The organism is Streptomyces sp. NPDC052701, assembly GCF_040678355.1.
In the GTDB taxonomy this organism is placed as follows: Bacteria; Actinomycetota; Actinomycetes; order Streptomycetales; family Streptomycetaceae; genus Streptomyces.
The window spans coordinates 86,205-104,741 of sequence record NZ_JBFATO010000026.1; the positions used below are offsets into that span (position 1 = coordinate 86,205).

Below are 18,537 nucleotides of genomic sequence, written 5' to 3' on the forward strand. Positions count from 1 at the left end.
TTGGTCAAGGAAGAGTTGACCACAGCGGGCCGCGATCGCGGCCCGATTCCTTTCAACGCCGGTTCGAGAGGCTTGTTCATGGCCGACCACGCAACTCACGACGCCCAGGCTCGGGCCAGCCTGCACTTGCTGGTGCGGGACATCGAGCGGGTCCGCCGGCAGGTGGACGCGCTGCGTACGCTCACCGCCCAGTTGGGCAACGTCTACCGCCCGCGCCGCTCCGGCCCGTCCACGGGCTTCGTCGTCTACGGACGCGCCCCCGCCCCGACGGTGCGTCTCGCCCAGGAACTGCGGGACAGCGTCGAGACCCTGGTCACGGCCGCCGTGGACTTCGACCGCTCACTCGGCTTCTCGTGGGACGCGGTGGGCTCCGCGCTCGGAGTCACCAAGCAGGCGGTCCACCGCCGTTACGGCGCCCGCCGGGCCGCCGCCCAGGCGCCCGCCGCCGAGGCGGAGCGCGCGCCGGAGCCGTCGGGCACCCGCACGGTCAACGTGGGCACCGGCATCTCCACGGTGCCGGCGGTCCCCGCGGCCCGCTCGATGCCGACGCAGCCGACGGCGGGCAGCCCCGCCCTGCGCGACGAGGTGAGACCGACCGCCTTCCCCAGCCCGCGCAACGGCTGACACGACGCCGTCCGGCGGCTCCCGCCTCCTGCCCTCCCGGCGCGTCCGGGAGGGCAGCGGCATGCGCGGGCCGGACCACGCACCGGTGCACGCGCGCGAGCACACGGGCACGAGCACGGGCACGGGCACGGGCACACGGCTGAACGGCCCGTGCCTCACCCGATGTCGGGCGGATCGATCCGCACCCAGACCGCCTCGCCGCCGCGGGCCGTCCGCGCCGCCTGCGCGGCCTTCAGCGCACCGGCCAGCGCGGCCCCCCGTCCCGGCGGCACCCGCACCAGCGCCCGGTCCCAGCGCTCCCCCGGAGGCGGCGCGCCCGGCCGCCGCGGCCGCCCGGGCCGGGTGACGGGCAGCGGCACGGGCCCCAGCACCTCGGCCCCCGCGGGCAGTTCGACGGCGCGGAGGAAGTCGGCGACGGCCTCCGCGGGCCCCGACACGGCCGCCATCCGTGACACCGGCGGAAAGCCCAGCTCCGCCCGCTCGGCGAGTTCCCGCACCGCGTGGCCGACGGGGTCCCACCGCACCAGCGCCTGCACGGGTCTGAGCGTCGGCTCGGCGACCACGACCACGGTCCCTCCCGCCCCCTGCGGCCGGACGAGCGAGGCCGCGCCGATCCACCGCCGCAGCGCGTCCTCCCCCGCCCGCAGATCGGGCCGCCCGAGCATGGCCCAGCCGTCCAGCAGCAGTGCCGCCGCGTATCCGCCCTCGGCGACGGGCTCCGCCCCGGGTGTGCTCACGACCAGGGCCGGCGTCCCCGGCACCGTGTCGAGCACATGCTCGCGTCCCGAGGTCCGCACCGGTACGGCGGGGAACGCCCGCCCCAGTTCCTCGGCGGTCCGCCGCGCCCCCACCACCGAGGCCCGCAGCCGGAAGGACCCGCACTCCGGGCAGTGCCAGCCGCTCTCCTCGCGCCCGCACCATCCGCACCGCAGGGCCTCGCCGTCCGGCGCCTCCAGCGGCCCGGAACAGTGCCGGCAGCGGGCGGGCGCCCGGCAGCCGGCGCACGCCATCCGCGGCACGTACCCCCGCCGCGGCACCTGGACCAGCACGGGTCCGTGCCGCAGCCCGTCCCTGACGACCTGCCAGGCGAGAGTCGGCAGCCGGGCGGCCCGGGCCGCCTCGTCCCGTGCGAGGTCCCCGTCGCCCACGGTCCGCACGAGCGGAGCGACCGCCCGCACCTGCTCCCGCGGGGCGACGAGCGGCCGGGCCCATCCGCTCTCCACGAGCTGCGCGGCCTCCACCGTGCAGCTCCGGCTGCCCAGCAGGAAGCCGCACCTGTCCTGCGCGGCCCGCAGCAGCAGCACGTCCCGGGCGTGGGGCTGCGGTGCGTGCTGCTCGCTGTGGCTGTCGTCCCCGTCGTCCCAGACGGCGACCAGTCCGAGATCGCGCACGGGCGCGAACATCGTGGCCCGCGTCCCGATCACGGCCCGTACGGCGCCCCGGCGCACCGCCAGCCACTGCGCGTACCGCTTCTCGGGCCCGGCGTCGGCGGTGAGCACCGCGTGCCGTCCCTCCCCCAGCAGCGAGGTCAGCGCGGCGTCGACCCGCGCGACCGCCCGCCCGTCGGGCAGCACGGCGAGCGCGCCGCGCCCGGAGGCCAGGGTCGCCGCGAGGGCCCGGGCGAGCTCCTCGCTCCACTCGGGGCCCGGCAACGCGTTCCACACGGCTCGCGGTGCGCCCCCGCAGGCCAGCGACTCCAGGAAGGCGGCCCCGTGCTCGTACCGCGTCCAGGTGCCCGGCGCGGGCGCGTCCGGAGGCGGCAGCGGCGCGGGCGAGGGCCGCCGCTCCGCCCGGGCGTTGCGCGGGGGTACGGCCAGTTGCAGCACGTCGGCGAGGCTCCCCGCGTACCGGTCGGCGACGGCCCGGGCCAGCCCCAGCAGTTCCTCGCTCAGCACCCGCTCGGGCGACACGACCTGGGCCAGCGCGGCCAGCGGCCCGGAGTAGTCGGTCTCGGCGAGCCGCTCCACGAGGAACCCATCGATCAGCCCTCCGCCCTCGCGCCGCCCTTCCCGCACCCGGTGCCGCCCGGCACCGAACCGCACGCGCACGCGCACGCCGGGCTGCGCGTCGGCGTCCATCTCCGCGGGGACGGCGTAGTCGAAGTACCGGTCCAGGTGCAGCACACCCTTGTCGACCAGCACCCGCGCAACGGGCAGTTCCCCGGCGAGCGCGGCGCCCCGCCAGGTCCGGGGCTTGGCCTTCGGCGCCCTGGCCTTGCGCACGCTCTCCCGGATGAGCGCGAGCTGCTCGGGCGCCGCACTGTCCGCGCCGCCGCCCGCCTGACCGTCCTCGCTGCTCACGCTTGCATTCTTACCAAACGCCACCGACAACCGGCGGCGCCCGGAAGCCTCGTCGGCGACGGCTCGCACACTGCCTCGGACCGCTCGGCCACGCCGCCGGGTACGCCCGGCCGGCGGCGGGATCCGGACCCGCGGGGGCTCCTGGAGTCCCGGAGCACCCGTCCCTCCGGCACCGGGCACCCGGTGCCGGTCCTCCCGGGATCACGGCGGCGGCAGGCGGCACCGCCGGCCGCACACGCGAGGCGCGCTCCACCGGAGTGCCGCGGGCCCGCGCACCGGGAGATCACCGGCCCACGGCCCGGTCGCGCCGACCGCGAGCCGTCTGCCCGGAGGTTCCGGACGCGCTCGGGCCCGGCCGCCCCGAGGGACGGCCGGGCCCGACGACGCACGCTCGTGGGAGCTCCTGCGGGACTTACAGCCCCGCAGCCTTGCGCAGGGCGTCCACGCGGTCGGTGCGCTCCCAGGTGAAGTCGGGCAGCTCGCGGCCGAAGTGGCCGTACGCGGCGGTCTGGGCGTAGATCGGGCGCAGCAGGTCGAGGTCGCGAATGATGGCGGCCGGACGCAGGTCGAAGACCTCGTCGATCGCCTTCTCGATGCGGTCGATGTCGACCTTGTGGGTGCCGAAGGTCTCCACGAACAGGCCCACCGGCTCGGCCTTGCCGATCGCGTACGCCACCTGCACCTCGCACCGCGAGGCCAGACCCGCGGCCACCACGTTCTTCGCCACCCAGCGCATCGCGTACGCCGCCGAACGGTCCACCTTGGACGGGTCCTTGCCGGAGAACGCGCCGCCGCCGTGGCGGGCCATGCCGCCGTAGGTGTCGATGATGATCTTGCGGCCGGTCAGGCCGGCGTCGCCCATCGGGCCGCCGATCTCGAAGCGGCCGGTGGGGTTGACCAGCAGGCGGTAGCCCTCGGTGTCCAGCTTGATGCCCTCGTCGAGCAGCGCCTTCAGCTCCGGCTCCACGACGAACTCGCGGATGTCGGGTGCCAGGAGCGACTCCAGGTCGATGTCGCTGGCGTGCTGCGAGGAGACCACGACCGTGTCCAGGCGGACCGCCTTGTCGCCGTCGTACTCGATGGTGACCTGCGTCTTGCCGTCCGGGCGCAGGTAGGGGATCGTGCCGTTCTTGCGCACGTCCGACAGGCGCTTGGACAGGCGGTGCGCCAGGAAGATCGGCAGCGGCATCAGCGTCGGCGTCTCGTCCGTCGCGTAGCCGAACATCAGGCCCTGGTCACCGGCGCCCTGCCGGTCCAGCTCGTCGTCGTCGCCCTCGACCCGGGCCTCGTACGCCGCGTCCACGCCCTGCGCGATGTCCGGGGACTGCGCGCCGATCGACACCGACACGCCGCAGGAGGCGCCGTCGAAGCCCTTCTTGGAGGAGTCGTAGCCGATCTCGAGGATCTTGCTGCGGACGAGGGTCGCGATGTCCGCGTAGGTCTTGGTCGTGACCTCGCCGGCCACGTGCACCAGGCCGGTCGTGATCAGCGTCTCGACGGCGACCCGGGAGGTCGGGTCCTCGCGCAGCAGCGCGTCGAGAATGGTGTCGCTGATCTGGTCAGCGATCTTGTCGGGGTGACCCTCGGTCACGGACTCCGAGGTGAACAGGCGACGGGACACAACGCTCCCTGGGGTTGCAGCGGCTGCTGGCTGATCATTGGCGGACGGCGGGGGCTGCACCCGGCGCCGTCCGTGGAACAGTTTATCGGTCGCGCTTGGGCCGCGGGTCCCCTGTCTCGCCTCTCGGGAGCGCTGTGACCTGCGGCACGGGCATTCTGCCCAATTCCGAGCGGCCTTGGCCAGAGGCGCCACGCAGGGAGAGGCGAGGTTTCGCAGGGCCGTCGGACGCGTGCGCCTCTCACCGCAGGCGCTCGGCCACCAGGTCCCACACGGTTTCGGCCAGGGCCTCCTTGGGTCCGTGCGGCACGGGGGTCTCGCTGCCGTCGGAGCCCAGCACCACGGCCTCGTTCTCCTCGGAGCCGAACGTCTTGCGCTCCCCCACCTCGTTCACCACCAGCAGGTCGCAGCCCTTGCGCTTCAGCTTGGCGCGGCCGTTGGCGAGCACGTCGTCGGTCTCGGCGGCGAAGCCGACGATCACCTGTCCGGGGCGCACACGGTCGGCGGAGATCTCCGCGAGGACGTCCGGATTCCGCACCAGCGCGATGGGCTCGGGGTCCTGGTCGTCCTTCTTCTTGATCTTCCCGGTCGCGTAGGCGGCCGGACGGAAGTCCGCGACGGCCGCGGCCATGACGACGGCGTCGGCGTCGGCGGCGGCCTTCAGCACGGCCTCCCGCAGCTGCACGGCCGTCCCGACGGGGACGACGTCCACGCCCGCCGGGTCGGGCAGGGCGGTGTTGGCCGCGATCAGCGTGACGCGGGCGCCCCGGGCGGCGGCGGTGCGGGCGAGGGCGTAGCCCTGCTTGCCGGAGGAGCGGTTGCCGAGGAAGCGGACCGGGTCGAGGGGCTCACGGGTCCCGCCGGCGCTGACGACGACGTGCCGCCCCGCGAGGTCGGGCCCGGTCGCGCCCCGGGCCAGCACCCGGCGGCAGACCTCGAAGATCTCGGCGGGGTCGGGCAGGCGGCCCTTGCCGGTGTCGGCGCCGGTCAGGCGGCCGACGGCCGGTTCGACCACGATCGCGCCGCGGCGGCGCAGGGTCGCCACGTTCTCCTGGGTGGCCGGGTGCTCCCACATCTCGGTGTGCATGGCGGGGGCGAAGACGACCGGGCAGCGGGCGGTGAGGAGGGTGTTCGTCAGCAGGTCGTCGGCGAGGCCGTGGGCCGCCTTGGCGAGCATGTCGGCCGTGGCCGGGGCGACGACCACCAGATCCGCGTGCTGCCCGATGCGGACGTGCGGGACCTCGTGGACGTCGTCCCACACCTCGGTCGAGACCGGGTTGCCGGAGAGCGCGGACCAGGTGGCGGCGCCGACGAAGTGCAGTGCGGAGGCGGTGGGGACGACCCGGACGTCGTGTCCCGACTCCGTCAGCCGCCGCAGCAGCTCACAGGCCTTGTACGCGGCGATGCCGCCGCTGACCCCCAGAACGACCTTCGGCTTGTCCACCGTCTCTCCCCGGACCTCGGCTGGTGTGCGCCGTGAGCGGCGCACCCCCCCATGAGACACCACAGGCCCGGCAGTCGTGCTGCCGGGCCTGTGGAAAAGTCAGCTGCGAGCTGAAGATATTACTTACTGCGCCGGGCCCTCGACGGCCTCGGAGGTCAGCAGCCCCGCGTTGATCTCGCGCAGGGCGATCGAGAGCGGCTTCTCGTGCACGTGGGTGTCGACGAGCGGACCGACGTACTCGAGGAGACCCTCGCCGAGCTGCGAGTAGTACGCGTTGATCTGGCGGGCCCGCTTGGCCGCGTAGATCACGAGGCTGTACTTCGAGTCGGTGGCCTCGAGGAGCTCGTCGATCGGCGGGTTGATGATGCCCTCGGGCGCGGAGATGGAAGAGGACACGCTCTACCTTCCGATGGATGGGAAAGAATCAGTCGGGCTGGTCGGGACGATCGGTCCCGCAGGACGACCAGTCTCGATCACACAACGTCCATCAAGGCTAGCAGCTCGCGCGCCACGTCCTCGACGGAGGTGTTGACCAGGGTCACGTCGAACTCCGGCTCGGCCGCCAGCTCGGTCTTCGCCGCGTCCAGCCGCCGCTCGATCACCTCGGGCGACTCGGTGCCCCGGCCGGTGAGCCTGCGCACCAGCTCCTCCCAGGAGGGAGGGGCCAGGAACACCAGCTGGGCCTCGGGCATGGACTCGCGGACCAGACGGGCACCCTGGAGGTCGATCTCGAGGAGTACCGGTTCCCCGGACTCCAGCCGCTCCAGCACCGCCGCACGCGGCGTGCCGTAGCGGTTCCCGGCGAACTCGGCCCACTCCAGCAGCTCGCCGTTGGCGATCAGCTTGTCCATCTCGTCGTCGGTGACGAAGAAGTAGTGGACTCCGTGCTGCTCGCCGGGGCGGGGCTTGCGGGTCGTCGCCGACACCGAGAGCCAGACCTCGGGGTGTTCCTTGCGCATATGGGCGACGACCGTGCTCTTGCCGACCCCCGAGGGGCCGGAGAGCACGGTCAGCCGCGGACGTTCACTCATGCAGCGATTATTCCAGCAATCCCGGGGTGCCCGGGACTTTCCTGCCGGAGGACCCGGTTCAGGAGCCGGTGCTGCCGAACTCGCGCTCCAGGGAGGCGATCTGGTTGGAACCGAGGCCGCGCACACGACGGCTCTCGGAGATGCCGAGTCGCTCCATGATCTGCTTGGCGCGGACCTTGCCCACGCCCGGCAGGGACTCAAGGAGGGCGGAGACCTTCATCTTGCCGATGACGTCGTTCTCCTGGCCCTGCTTGATGACCTCGTGAAGAGAGGCGCCGGAGTGCTTGAGTCGATTCTTGACCTCGGCCCGCTCCCGGCGAGCCGCGGCGGCCTTTTCGAGCGCGGCTGCGCGCTGTTCAGGGGTAAGGGGCGGAAGAGCCACGCCTACGTCACCTCGGATGTCGAACTGTCGGATACGGACCGGTGAGGAACCTAGTCGCCCCACACCTGGGGAGCCACGAGCAACACGCTTGCCCGTTCACTCTCGTCGGAGACTAGCGGCCATCTCCGCCAGAGTCAGCGAGAACAGCGGAAAAGTCCAGGTCAGCCTCCGTCAGGACGGACATTGAGGACATAATGCCCCCGATTTGAGAATGTATCCAGGCTCGGGTGGGTCCCGAGCCCCTCCCCGAGGGACCCGGAACGCGCTCAGGCCGACGTCACCGCGCGCCGGATCTCCTCCGCGAAGCGTTCGGCGGCGTCACGCAGCGCGACGACGTCGGGACCGTGGCGCAGCACACCCCGGCTGACGTTCGGCACGACGTTGCGCACGGCCGCCCCGAAGACCTGGGGCAGGTCGGCCGGCGTGGCCCCCTGGGCGCCGATGCCGGGCGCCAGGAGCGGACCGCCCGTGTCCAGGTCGTGGGACGACAGGTCGCCGAGCGTGGCGCCGACCACCGCGCCGAAGGAGCCCAGCGGCTCCTCCCCCGCGTTCTCGGCGGCCAGGTGCGCCAGCACGGTCGCCGCGACGGTCCGCCCGTCGGCCCGGACGGCGTGCTGGACCTCGCCCCCCTCCGGGTTGGAGGTCAGGGCCAGCACGAACAGTCCGGTGCCGCTCTCGCGGGCCAGCGCGACGGCCGGGCTCAGCGAGCCGTAGCCGAGGTACGGCGAGACGGTCAGCGCGTCGGAGAACAGCGGGGCGTCCTTGTGCAGGAAGGACTCGGCGTACGCGGCCATGGTCGAGCCGATGTCGCCGCGCTTGGCGTCCATCACGACCAGCGCTCCGGCGGCCCGCGCCTCGGCCACCGTCTTCTCCAGCACGGCGACGCCGCGCGAGCCGAAGCGCTCGAAGAAGGCGCTCTGCGGCTTGAGCACGGCGACCCGGTCGGCGACCGCCTCGACGACGGTGCGGCTGAACCGCTCCAGGCCCGCCACGTCGTCGTTCAGGCCCCACTCCGTGAGCAGGGACGCGTGCGGGTCGATGCCGACGCACAGCGGGCCGCGCTCGTCCATGGCCCGGCGCAGGCGCGCGCCGAAGGGTTCGAGTCCGCTCATGCCGTCTTCCTCACGTCGGCGCCCACCGCGTCGGCGAGCGTGGCGTACGGGCTCGTGCGCAGCCGTGCGGCGAGCCCCTTGTGGATGGCGCGGGCCCAGAAGGGCCCCTCGTAGACGAACGCGCTGTAGCCCTGCACCAGCGTGGCACCGGCCAGGATGCGCTGCCAGGCGTCCTCGGCGTTCTCCACGCCCCCGACGCCCACCAGGGTGATCCGGTCGCCCACGCGCGCGTACAGGCGGCGCAGGACCTCCAGGGAGCGCGCCTTGAGGGGCGCCCCGGAGAGGCCGCCGGTCTCCTCGACCAGGGCGGGGTCGGACCGCAGGCCGAGGCCCTCGCGCGCGATGGTGGTGTTGGTGGCGATGATGCCGTCCAGGCCGAGCTCCACGGCCAGGTCGGCGACCGCGTCGACGTCCTCGTCGGCAAGGTCGGGCGCGATCTTCACCAGCAGCGGGACGCGCCGCGTGGTGACGGCCCGGTCGGCGGCCTCGCGCACGGCGCTCAGCAGCGGGCGCAGTGCCTCGGTGGCCTGGAGGTCGCGCAGCCCCGGCGTGTTCGGCGACGACACGTTCACCACCAGGTAGTCGGCGTGGGGCGCCAGCCGCTCGGCGGACTTCACGTAGTCCTCGACGGCCGCCTCCTCCGGGACCGCCTTGGTCTTGCCGATGTTCACGCCCACGACGGTCCGGAAGACCGGCGTCCGGGAGGCCAGTCGGGCGGCGACGGCCAGCGACCCCTCGTTGTTGAAGCCCATCCGGTTGATCAGCGCCCGGTCGGCGACCAGCCGGAACAGCCGCTTGCGCGGGTTGCCGGGCTGCGGCTCCCCGGTCACGGTGCCGATCTCCACGTGGTCGAAGCCGAGCATCGCCATGCCGTCGACGGCCGCGGCGTTCTTGTCGAAACCGGCGGCGAGCCCGAAGGGGCCGTGCATCCGCAGGCCGAAGGCCTCCGTGCGCAGCTCCTTGTAGCGGGGCGCCAGCACGGCCGCGGCGAAGGTGCGCAGCACGGGGATGCGCACGGCCAGGCGGATCCAGCGGAAGGCCAGGTGGTGGGCCCGTTCCGGATCCATCCGCTGGAAGACGAGACGGAAGAAGGTCTTGTACATGGTGTCCTCGTGAAGAGGGGGACACCGTTTCCGGTGTCCCCCTCGGGGCTGCTAGTCGCGGGCCGCGGTCAGGAATTCCGCGTGTTCCTGGAGCGAGCGCACGCCCACGTCGCCGCGGTTGAGGGCGTCGATGCCCTGGACCGCCGCCGCGAGCGCCTGGACGGTCGTCAGGCACGGCACGGAGCGCGCCACGGCCGCCGTGCGGATCTCGTAGCCGTCCAGGCGGCCGCCGGTGCCGTACGGGGTGTTGACGATGAGGTCGACCTCGCCGTCGTGGATGAGCTGGACGATGGTCTTCTCCCCGTTGGGGCCGGGGCCCTCGGACTGCTTGCGCACCACCGTGGCGTTGATGCCGTTGCGCTTGAGCACCTCGGCCGTGCCGGAGGTGGCCAGCAGCTCGAAGCCGTGGGCGACCAGCTCGCGCGCCGGGAAGATCATCGAGCGCTTGTCGCGGTTGGCGACCGAGATGAAGGCGCGGCCCTTGGTGGGCAGCGGGCCGTAGGCACCCGCCTGCGACTTGGCGTACGCCGTGCCGAAGACGGAGTCGATGCCCATGACCTCGCCGGTGGAGCGCATCTCCGGGCCGAGGACGGTGTCGACGCCGCGGCCGTGGATGTCGCGGAAGCGCGACCACGGCATGACGGCCTCCTTGACGGAGATCGGCGCGTCGAGCGGGAGCTCGCCGCCGTCGCCGTTCCTGGGCAGCAGGCCCTCCGCGCGCAGTTCGGCGATGGTCGCGCCCAGCGAGATCCGGGCGGCGGCCTTGGCCAGCGGCACCGCGGTCGCCTTCGAGGTGAAGGGGACGGTGCGCGAGGCGCGCGGGTTGGCCTCCAGCACGTAGAGGATGTCGCCGGCCAGCGCGAACTGGATGTTGATCAGGCCGCGCACCCCGACACCGCGCGCGATGGCCTCCGTGGAGGTCCGCAGCCGCTTGATGTCGAAGCCGCCCAGCGTGATCGGGGGCAGCGCGCACGCCGAGTCGCCGGAGTGGATGCCGGCCTCCTCGATGTGCTCCATCACACCGCCGAGGTACAGCTCCTCGCCGTCGTACAGCGCGTCGACGTCGATCTCGATCGCGTCGTCGAGGAAGCGGTCGACCAGCACCGGCCGGGAGGGGCCGATCTCGGTCGACTCGGCGATGTACGACTCCAGCCGGGCCTCGTCGTACACGATCTCCATGCCGCGTCCGCCCAGGACGTACGAGGGCCGCACGAGCACCGGGTAGCCGATCTCGTCGGCGATGGCCTTGGCCTCGGCGAAGGTGGTGGCGGTGCCGTGCTTGGGGGCCGGGAGGCCGGCCTCCTTGAGCACGCGGCCGAAGGCGCCGCGGTCCTCGGCGGCGTGGATGGCCTCCGGGGAGGTGCCGACGATCGGCACGCCGTTGTCCTTCAGGGCCTGCGACAGGCCCAGCGGGGTCTGGCCGCCGAGCTGGACGACGACGCCCGCGACGGGACCGGCCTGCTGCTCGGCGTGGACGATCTCCAGCACGTCCTCCAGCGTCAGCGGCTCGAAGTACAGCCGGTCGGAGGTGTCGTAGTCCGTGGAGACGGTCTCCGGGTTGCAGTTGACCATCACGGTCTCGTAGCCCGCGTCCCTCAGCGCGAAGCAGGCGTGGACGCAGGAGTAGTCGAACTCGATGCCCTGGCCGATGCGGTTCGGGCCGGAGCCCAGGATGATCACCGCGGGCTTCTCGCGGGACGCGACCTCGGTCTCCTCGTCGTAGGAGGAGTAGAAGTACGGCGTCTTCGCGGCGAACTCGGCGGCGCAGGTGTCGACCGTCTTGTAGACCGGGCGGATGCCGAGCGCGTGCCGGACCTCGCGGACGACGTCCTCGCGCAGGCCGCGGATCTCGCCGATCTGCTGGTCGGAGAAGCCGTGCCGCTTGGCCTCGGCGAGCAGCTCGCGGGTCAGCTCGGGCGCCTCGGCCAGCTCGTCGGCGATCTCCTTGATCAGGAAGAGCTGGTCGACGAACCAGGGGTCGATCTTCGTGTACTCGAAGACCTCCTCGGGGGTGGCGCCCGCGCGGATGGCCTGCATGACGGTGTTGATCCGGCCGTCGGTCGGGCGGACCGCCGCGCGCAGCAGCTCGTCCTTGTCGCCGGTCTCGCCGACGAAGGTGAACTGGCTGCCCTTCTTCTCCAGCGAGCGCAGCGCCTTCTGGAAGGCCTCGGTGAAGTTGCGGCCGATGGCCATGGCCTCGCCGACCGACTTCATCGTGGTGGTGAGGGTGGAGTCGGCCTGCGGGAACTTCTCGAAGGCGAAGCGCGGGGCCTTGACGACCACGTAGTCGAGGGTGGGCTCGAAGGAGGCCGGGGTCTCCTGCGTGATGTCGTTGGGGATCTCGTCGAGGGTGTAGCCGACGGCGAGCTTGGCGGCGATCTTGGCGATCGGGAAGCCGGTCGCCTTGGAGGCGAGCGCCGAGGAGCGCGACACGCGCGGGTTCATCTCGATGACGATCACGCGGCCGTCGGCCGGGTTCACGGCGAACTGGATGTTGCAGCCGCCGGTGTCGACGCCGACCTCGCGGATCACGGCGATGCCGATGTCGCGCAGGATCTGGTACTCGCGGTCGGTCAGCGTCATCGCGGGCGCCACGGTGATCGAGTCGCCGGTGTGCACGCCCATGGGGTCGAAGTTCTCGATGGAGCAGACGACCACCACGTTGTCGTGCTTGTCGCGCATCAGCTCCAGCTCGTACTCCTTCCAGCCGAGGATGGACTCCTCCAGGAGCACCTCGGTGGTCGGGGAGAGCGTGAGCCCCTGGCCGGCGATGCGGCGCAGCTCCTCCTCGTCGTGGGCGAAGCCGGAGCCGGCGCCGCCCATGGTGAAGGAGGGGCGGACGACGACCGGGTAGCCGCCGAGCTCCTCGACGCCGGCGAGGACCTCGTCCATGGAGTGGCAGATGACCGAGCGGGCGGACTCGCCGTGCCCGATCTTCTTGCGGACCTCCTCCACGACCTCCTTGAACCGGTCGCGGTCCTCGCCCTTGTGGATGGCCTCGACGTTGGCGCCGATCAGCTCGACGCCGTACTTGTCCAGCACGCCGTTCTCGTGCAGGGAGATCGCGGTGTTCAGGGCCGTCTGGCCGCCCAGGGTGGGCAGCAGCGCGTCCGGGCGCTCCTTGGCGATGATCCTCTCGACGAACTCCGGGGTGATCGGCTCGACGTAGGTGGCGTCGGCGATCTCCGGGTCGGTCATGATCGTCGCCGGGTTGGAGTTCACCAGGACGACCCGCAGGCCCTCGGCCTTCAGGACCCGGCACGCCTGGGTGCCGGAGTAGTCGAACTCGGCGGCCTGGCCGATGACGATCGGGCCGGAGCCGATGACCAGGACGGACTGGATATCGGTGCGCTTAGGCACGCTGGCCCTCCATCAGGGAGACGAAGCGGTCGAACAGGTAGGCGGCGTCGTGCGGGCCGGCCGCCGCTTCGGGGTGGTACTGGACACTGAAGGCCGGCTTGTCGAGGAGCCGGAGCCCTTCCACCACGTTGTCGTTGAGGCAGACGTGGGAGACCTCGGCGCGGCCGAAGGGGGTCTCGGAGACCCGGTCGAGCGGGGCGTCGACGGCGAAGCCGTGGTTGTGCGCGGTGACCTCGACCTTGCCGGTCGTGCGGTCCTGCACCGGCTGGTTGATGCCGCGGTGGCCGTACTTCAGCTTGTAGGTGCCGAAGCCGAGCGCGCGGCCCAGGATCTGGTTGCCGAAGCAGATGCCGAACAGCGGGGTGCCGCGCTCCAGGACGCCCCGCATGACGGAGACGGGGTGGTCGGCGGTGGCGGGGTCGCCGGGGCCGTTGGAGAAGAACACGCCGTCGGGGTTCACGGCGTACACGTCCTCCACGGTCGCGGTCGCCGGGAGCACGTGCACCTCGATGCCGCGCTCGGCCATGCGGTGCGGGGTCATGCCCTTGATGCCGAGGTCGACGGCGGCGACGGTGAACTTCTTCTCGCCGATCGCGGGGACGACGTACGGCTCGGCGGTGGCGACCTCGGCGGACAGGTCGGCGCCCGTCATCTGGGGAGCCTCCTGGACGCGGGCCAGCAGCACGGCGTCGTCCTGGACGGCGTCGCCGCTGAAGATGCCGACGCGCATGGCGCCGCGCTCGCGCAGGTGGCGGGTGAGCGCGCGGGTGTCGATGCCGCTGATGCCGACGACGCCCTGGGCGGCCAGCTCCTCGTCCAGCGTGCGCCGGGAGCGCCAGCTGGACGGCACGCGCGCGGGGTCGCGCACCACGTAGCCGGAGACCCAGATCTTCGCGGACTCCATGTCCTCGTCGTTGACACCGGTGTTGCCGACGTGCGGGGCGGTCATGACGACGACCTGGCGGTGGTACGACGGGTCGGTCAGGGTTTCCTGGTAGCCGGTCATGCCGGTGGAGAAGACCGCCTCGCCGAAGGTCTCCCCCACGGCCCCGTAGGCACGGCCGCGGAAGATCCGGCCGTCCTCCAGGACGAGTACGGCGGGAGACGCCTTCCTTCGCGTAGCGGTCCCCTGGCTGGAGGTCGTCATCGTTCGGCGCCTTCCGTCGTGTCGGTCTTGGTCAGGGAGTTGATGGCGTCGACCCACTCGTTGTGCTCGGCCGCCCGGTCGGAGCGGAAGCCGGAGTCGATCAGCTTGTCGCCGTGCGCCCAGGTCACCACGAGCAGGCCGCCCTCGGTGAGGACCTTGCCGGCGATGCCCTTGTCGAGCCGGGCCCCGCGCAGCGCGGCCGCGGGGACGAAGAAGTCGCTCGCGCCGGGGCGTACGACGTCCAGTCCGGCGTCCGTCAGGGTGAGGTCGGCCCGGCTGCGGGTGCCGAGGCCGTGCGCCACGATGCGGTCCAGCCACTGCCCGGCGGTGGTGGAGCCGTGGTAGCGGCCGCTCAGGGTCAGTTTCGCCGGGCCGGGGTCGTCCGGCGCGCCGGGGAGCGGGGGCAGGTCGCCCTGGAGGGTGCCGCGCCACTTCCAGCCCTCGCGCATCAGCCAGTAGACGAGCGCGACGAAGAGGGCGAGGCCGACCACCCAGCCGATGCGGGCGGCCCAGTCGGTGACCTCGGCCGATTCCTTCTCGGCGGCCAGCAGGATTACAGGTGTCACGTAAGCTTCCCGTCGACGAGCGTGGCCTTGCCCCGCAGCCACGTGTGCGTGACACGGCCCGGCAGCTCGCGGCCCTCGTACGGGGTGTTGCGGCTGCGCGAGGCGAAGCCCGCGGGGTCCACAGGGCCACGGTATGCCGTGTCGACGAGGGTGAGGTTGGCGGGCTCACCTGCCGAGACGGGACGGCCGTGCCCGGTGGCCCGTCCGATCCGCGCGGGCTTGAAGGACATGCGGTCGGCGACGCCGGCCCAGTCCAGCAGACCCGTGTCGACCATGGTCTCCTGGACCACCGACAACGCGGTCTCCAGGCCCACCATGCCCATGGCGGCCGCGGCCCACTCGCAGTCCTTGTCCTCGTGCGGGTGCGGGGCGTGGTCGGTGGCGACGATGTCGATGGTGCCGTCGGCGAGCGCCTCGCGCAGCGCCATGACGTCGCGCTCGGTGCGCAGCGGCGGGTTCACCTTGTAGACCGGGTTGTACGTGCGCACCAGCTCGTCGGTGAGGAGCAGGTGGTGCGGGGTGACCTCGGCGGTGACCCGGATGCCGCGGGACTTGGCCCAGCGGACGATCTCCACGGACCCGGCGGTCGACAGGTGGCAGATGTGGACGCGGGAGCCGACGTGCTCGGCGAGCAGGACGTCCCGGGCGATGATCGACTCCTCGGCCACCGCCGGCCAGCCCCCGAGCCCCAGCTCGGCGGAGACGACGCCCTCGTTCATCTGGGCGCCCTCGGTCAGCCGCGGCTCCTGCGCGTGCTGCGCGACGACGCCGTCGAAGGCCTTCACGTACTCCAGGGCCCGCCGCATGATCACGGCGTCGTGGACGCACTTGCCGTCGTCGGAGAAGACGGTCACCCCGGCGGCCGACTCGTGCATGGCGCCCAGCTCGGCGAGGTTCCGCCCCTCCAGGCCGACGGTGACGGCGCCGACGGGCCGCACGTCGCAGTAGCCGTGCTCCCGGCCGAGCCGCCAGACCTGCTCGACGACGCCGGCGGTGTCGGCGACCGGGAAGGTGTTGGCCATGGCGAACACGGCGGTGTAGCCGCCGGAGGCCGCCGCGCGCGTGCCGGTCAGCACGGTCTCGGAGTCCTCGCGGCCGGGCTCACGCAGGTGGGTGTGCAGGTCGACCAGGCCCGGCAGCAGCACCTTGCCGCCGGCCTCGACGACCTCGGCGCCCTCGGCCGCCAGACCGGTGCCGACGCGGGCGATGGTCTCGCCGTCGATCAGCACGTCCTGCGGCTCGCCGCCGAGCACCTTCGCACCGCGGATCAGGATCTTGCTCATCGGTCTTGCTTCTCCTCGGTGGTACGGGGGTGGGTGGCGGCGGGTTCGTTTCCGCCCAGCAGCAGGTACAGCACGGCCATCCGGATGGAGACGCCGTTGGCGACCTGCTCGACGACGGTGCAGCGGTCGGAGTCGGCGACCTCGGCGGTGATCTCCATGCCGCGGACCATCGGACCGGGGTGCATCACGATGGCGTGCTCGGGCATCCGCGCCATGCGGTCGCCGTCCAGGCCGTAGCGCCGCGAGTACTCGCGCTCGGTCGGGAAGAAGGCGGCGTTCATGCGCTCGCGCTGCACGCGCAGCATCATCACGGCGTCGGACTTGGGCAGCGTGCTGTCCAGGTCGTAGGAGACCTCGCAGGGCCAGGTCTCGATGCCGACCGGCAGCAGGGTGGGCGGGGCGACGAGGGTGACCTCGGCGCCGAGGGTGTGCAGCAGGTCGACGTTGGAGCGGGCGACCCGGCTGTGCAGCACGTCGCCGACGATCGTGATGCGCTTGCCGGCGAGGTCCCGGCCGATCCCCGCGTCGCGGCCGACGAGCCGGCGGCGCATGGTGAAGGCGTCCAGCAGGGCCTGGGTGGGGTGCTGGTGGGTGCCGTCGCCGGCGTTGACGACGTGGGCGTCGATCCAGCCGGAGTTCGCCAGCCGGTAGGGGGCGCCGGAGGCGCCGTGCCGGATGACCACGGCGTCCACGCCCATGGCCTCCAGCGTCTGGGCGGTGTCCTTCAGGGACTCGCCCTTGGACACGCTGGAACCCTTGGCGGAGAAGTTGATGACGTCCGCGGACAGCCGCTTCTCGGCGGCCTCGAAGGAGATCCGGGTGCGGGTGGAGTCCTCGAAGAAGAGGTTGACGATCGTGCGGCCGCGCAGGGTCGGCAGCTTCTTGATCGGCCGGTCGGCCACCCGGGCCATCTCCTCGGCGGTGTCGAGGATCAGGACGGCGTCGTCGCGGGTGAGGTCGGCGGCCGAGATGAGATGACGCTGCATCTGTCAGGCTCCGTAGGGCAGTTCATTCGGGAGATTTCAGGCAACCGGGAGCGCGTCGGGGCACACCGGGCCGGCGCACGGCGGCGGCCGCGCACCCGGGTTGCTACTGGGCGGTCTGCTTCACGCCGAGCAGCACGGTGTCGCGACCGTCCTCCTCGGCGAGCTGGACCTTGACCGTCTCCCGCAGCGACGTGGGGAGGTTCTTGCCGACGTAGTCGGCGCGGATGGGCAGTTCGCGGTGGCCGCGGTCGACGAGGACCGCGAGCTGCACCGCGCGCGGGCGCCCGATGTCGTTCAGGGCGTCGAGGGCGGCGCGGATGGTACGGCCGGAGAAGAGCACGTCGTCGACGAGGACGACCAGCTTGCCGTCGATGCCGTCACCGGGGATCTCGGTGCGGGCGAGCGCCCGCGGCGGCTGCATGCGCAGGTCGTCGCGGTACATGGTGATGTCGAGCGAGCCGACCGGGACCTTGCGCTCGGTGATCTTCTCGAGCTTGACGGCGAGCCGCTGGGCGAGGAAGACGCCTCGGGTCGGAATGCCGAGGAGCACCACGTCGTCGGCGCCCTTGGCGCGCTCGACGATCTCGTGGGCGATGCGGGTCAGCACCCGCGCGATGTCGGGGCCTTCGAGAACGGGCCTCGCATCGGACGCTTGCGTGTCCATATGAAACGGACCTCCTTCTCCGCCTCACGGGACGGACCTTAAAGGACGTCGGGATTGCGCCATCTACGGTAGCAGGCCCGTACGGCCGCCCAGATCACCCCCCTGACACTCTTATTTCACCCGAATGGCCCAGCGCATCGCTGTTACCACGGAAGAGTCGGTGCGGACCATTCGGCTTGACGCGACAGAGTAACGCTGCGTAACCTCACAGTGAGTTACCAGCCGCGCGGCCTGGCACCCACGCCAGACGCGTCGACACAGTGCCGGGGAGCTATATGTCCAGCGAATACGCCAAACAGCTCGGGGCCAAGCTCCGGGCGATCCGCACCCAGCAGGGCCTTTCCCTCCACGGTGTCGAGGAGAAGTCCCAGGGACGCTGGAAGGCCGTCGTGGTGGGTTCGTACGAGCGCGGCGACCGCGCCGTGACCGTGCAGCGCCTCGCGGAGCTGGCGGATTTCTACGGCGTTCCCGTGCAGGAGCTGCTTCCGGGCACCACCCCCGGGGGCGCGGCCGAGCCGCCGCCGAAGCTGGTCCTGGACCTGGAGCGGCTGGCCACGGTGCCGGCCGAGAAGGCGGGTCCCCTGCAGCGCTACGCCGCCACCATCCAGTCGCAGCGCGGTGACTACAACGGCAAGGTGCTCTCGATCCGCCAGGACGACCTGCGCACACTCGCCGTCATCTACGACCAGTCGCCCTCGGTCCTCACCGAGCAGCTGATCAGCTGGGGCGTGCTGGACGCGGACGCGCGCCGCGCGGTGGCCTCCCACGAGGAGGGCTGACTGCACCACAGGCCCACTGCGGGCTGAGCAGAAACGTACCGCCGGGGTGGCCGGGTCGGCGGGGGTGTGGACCAGGAGGGTTCCGCCGAGGAAGGCCAGCGCGGGCCAGCCGGCGACGAGGATGCGCAGCCAGGCGGG

Annotated in this window: 16 protein-coding genes and 1 pseudogene; 2 read left to right on the forward strand and 15 right to left on the reverse strand. The window is 72.3% G+C overall.

All coding sequences use genetic code 11. The features are described 5' to 3' along the window. Positions 1 to 78: 78 nt before the first annotated feature. A complete protein-coding gene (locus AB0L29_RS25370) occupies positions 79 to 624 on the forward strand; it encodes a hypothetical protein (RefSeq protein ID WP_365830054.1) in 546 nt (181 codons plus the stop codon). A gap of 155 nt (positions 625 to 779) precedes the next feature. Here the strand turns inward: AB0L29_RS25370 and AB0L29_RS25375 are convergent, their stop codons facing one another. The 14 genes from AB0L29_RS25375 to pyrR all read right to left on the reverse strand — a co-directional run bounded on the left by AB0L29_RS25375 (position 780) and on the right by pyrR (position 17,620). After that, positions 780 to 2,924 carry a primosomal protein N' gene (locus AB0L29_RS25375; RefSeq protein WP_365830055.1) on the reverse strand — a complete coding sequence of 715 codons (2,145 nt, stop codon included), beginning with the start codon at positions 2,922 to 2,924 and terminating at the stop codon, positions 780 to 782. 412 nt (positions 2,925 to 3,336) lie between these two features. Continuing rightward, positions 3,337 to 4,545: a methionine adenosyltransferase gene (metK, locus tag AB0L29_RS25380; RefSeq protein WP_365830056.1), complete on the reverse strand. Its 1,209-nt coding sequence runs from the start codon at positions 4,543 to 4,545 to the stop codon at positions 3,337 to 3,339. Positions 4,546 to 4,783: 238 nt separating this feature from the next. Further along, positions 4,784 to 5,986, reverse strand: a complete 1,203-nt coding sequence (gene coaBC / locus AB0L29_RS25385; RefSeq protein ID WP_365830057.1) for a bifunctional phosphopantothenoylcysteine decarboxylase/phosphopantothenate--cysteine ligase CoaBC — start codon at positions 5,984 to 5,986, stop codon at positions 4,784 to 4,786. A gap of 123 nt (positions 5,987 to 6,109) precedes the next feature. Then, on the reverse strand, positions 6,110 to 6,382 hold the full coding sequence (gene rpoZ, locus AB0L29_RS25390) for a DNA-directed RNA polymerase subunit omega (protein ID WP_003988945.1): 273 nt from the start codon (positions 6,380 to 6,382) through the stop codon (positions 6,110 to 6,112). Between the two features lie 77 nt (positions 6,383 to 6,459). Continuing rightward, complete coding sequence (gene gmk, locus AB0L29_RS25395) at positions 6,460 to 7,017, reverse strand: guanylate kinase (RefSeq protein WP_365830058.1); 558 nt, start codon at positions 7,015 to 7,017, stop codon at positions 6,460 to 6,462. A gap of 58 nt (positions 7,018 to 7,075) precedes the next feature. Next, on the reverse strand, positions 7,076 to 7,399 hold the full coding sequence (locus AB0L29_RS25400) for an integration host factor (RefSeq protein ID WP_003977346.1): 324 nt from the start codon (positions 7,397 to 7,399) through the stop codon (positions 7,076 to 7,078). 266 nt (positions 7,400 to 7,665) lie between these two features. Beyond that, positions 7,666 to 8,511 (reverse strand): orotidine-5'-phosphate decarboxylase, encoded by an 846-nt coding sequence (gene pyrF, locus AB0L29_RS25405; RefSeq protein ID WP_365830059.1) that lies wholly within the window; start codon positions 8,509 to 8,511, stop codon positions 7,666 to 7,668. Beyond that, a complete protein-coding gene (locus tag AB0L29_RS25410) occupies positions 8,508 to 9,614 on the reverse strand; it encodes a quinone-dependent dihydroorotate dehydrogenase (protein ID WP_365830060.1) in 1,107 nt (368 codons plus the stop codon). The genes pyrF and AB0L29_RS25410 overlap by 4 nt, the downstream gene beginning before the upstream one ends. Positions 9,615 to 9,665: 51 nt before the next feature. Beyond that, complete coding sequence (gene carB / locus AB0L29_RS25415; protein WP_365830061.1) at positions 9,666 to 12,974, reverse strand: carbamoyl-phosphate synthase large subunit; 3,309 nt, start codon at positions 12,972 to 12,974, stop codon at positions 9,666 to 9,668. Continuing rightward, positions 12,967 to 14,121 carry a glutamine-hydrolyzing carbamoyl-phosphate synthase small subunit gene (gene carA / locus AB0L29_RS25420; RefSeq protein ID WP_365830062.1) on the reverse strand — a complete coding sequence of 385 codons (1,155 nt, stop codon included), beginning with the start codon at positions 14,119 to 14,121 and terminating at the stop codon, positions 12,967 to 12,969. The genes carB and carA overlap by 8 nt, the downstream gene beginning before the upstream one ends. After that, entirely contained in the window at positions 14,118 to 14,687 is a 570-nt protein-coding gene (locus tag AB0L29_RS25425) for a hypothetical protein (protein ID WP_365830063.1), read from the reverse strand. Before AB0L29_RS25425 ends, carA begins: the two co-directional genes overlap by 4 nt. Next, positions 14,684 to 15,970 carry a dihydroorotase gene (locus AB0L29_RS25430; protein ID WP_365830064.1) on the reverse strand — a complete coding sequence of 429 codons (1,287 nt, stop codon included), beginning with the start codon at positions 15,968 to 15,970 and terminating at the stop codon, positions 14,684 to 14,686. Before AB0L29_RS25430 ends, AB0L29_RS25425 begins: the two co-directional genes overlap by 4 nt. Continuing rightward, positions 15,967 to 16,956 carry an aspartate carbamoyltransferase catalytic subunit gene (locus tag AB0L29_RS25435; RefSeq protein WP_365830065.1) on the reverse strand — a complete coding sequence of 330 codons (990 nt, stop codon included), beginning with the start codon at positions 16,954 to 16,956 and terminating at the stop codon, positions 15,967 to 15,969. Before AB0L29_RS25435 ends, AB0L29_RS25430 begins: the two co-directional genes overlap by 4 nt. A 103-nt stretch (positions 16,957 to 17,059) precedes the next feature. Next, positions 17,060 to 17,620, reverse strand: a complete 561-nt coding sequence (pyrR, locus tag AB0L29_RS25440) for a bifunctional pyr operon transcriptional regulator/uracil phosphoribosyltransferase PyrR (RefSeq protein WP_365830066.1) — start codon at positions 17,618 to 17,620, stop codon at positions 17,060 to 17,062. A 275-nt stretch (positions 17,621 to 17,895) separates the two neighbouring features. Here pyrR and bldD point away from each other — a divergent pair, with 275 nt between their 5' ends. Then, on the forward strand, positions 17,896 to 18,399 hold the full coding sequence (gene bldD / locus AB0L29_RS25445; RefSeq protein WP_030166512.1) for a transcriptional regulator BldD: 504 nt from the start codon (positions 17,896 to 17,898) through the stop codon (positions 18,397 to 18,399). Between the two features lie 48 nt (positions 18,400 to 18,447). Here bldD and AB0L29_RS25450 read toward each other — a convergent pair. Continuing rightward, a pseudogene (locus AB0L29_RS25450) lies at positions 18,448 to 18,537 on the reverse strand (SpdA protein); the annotation flags it as partial.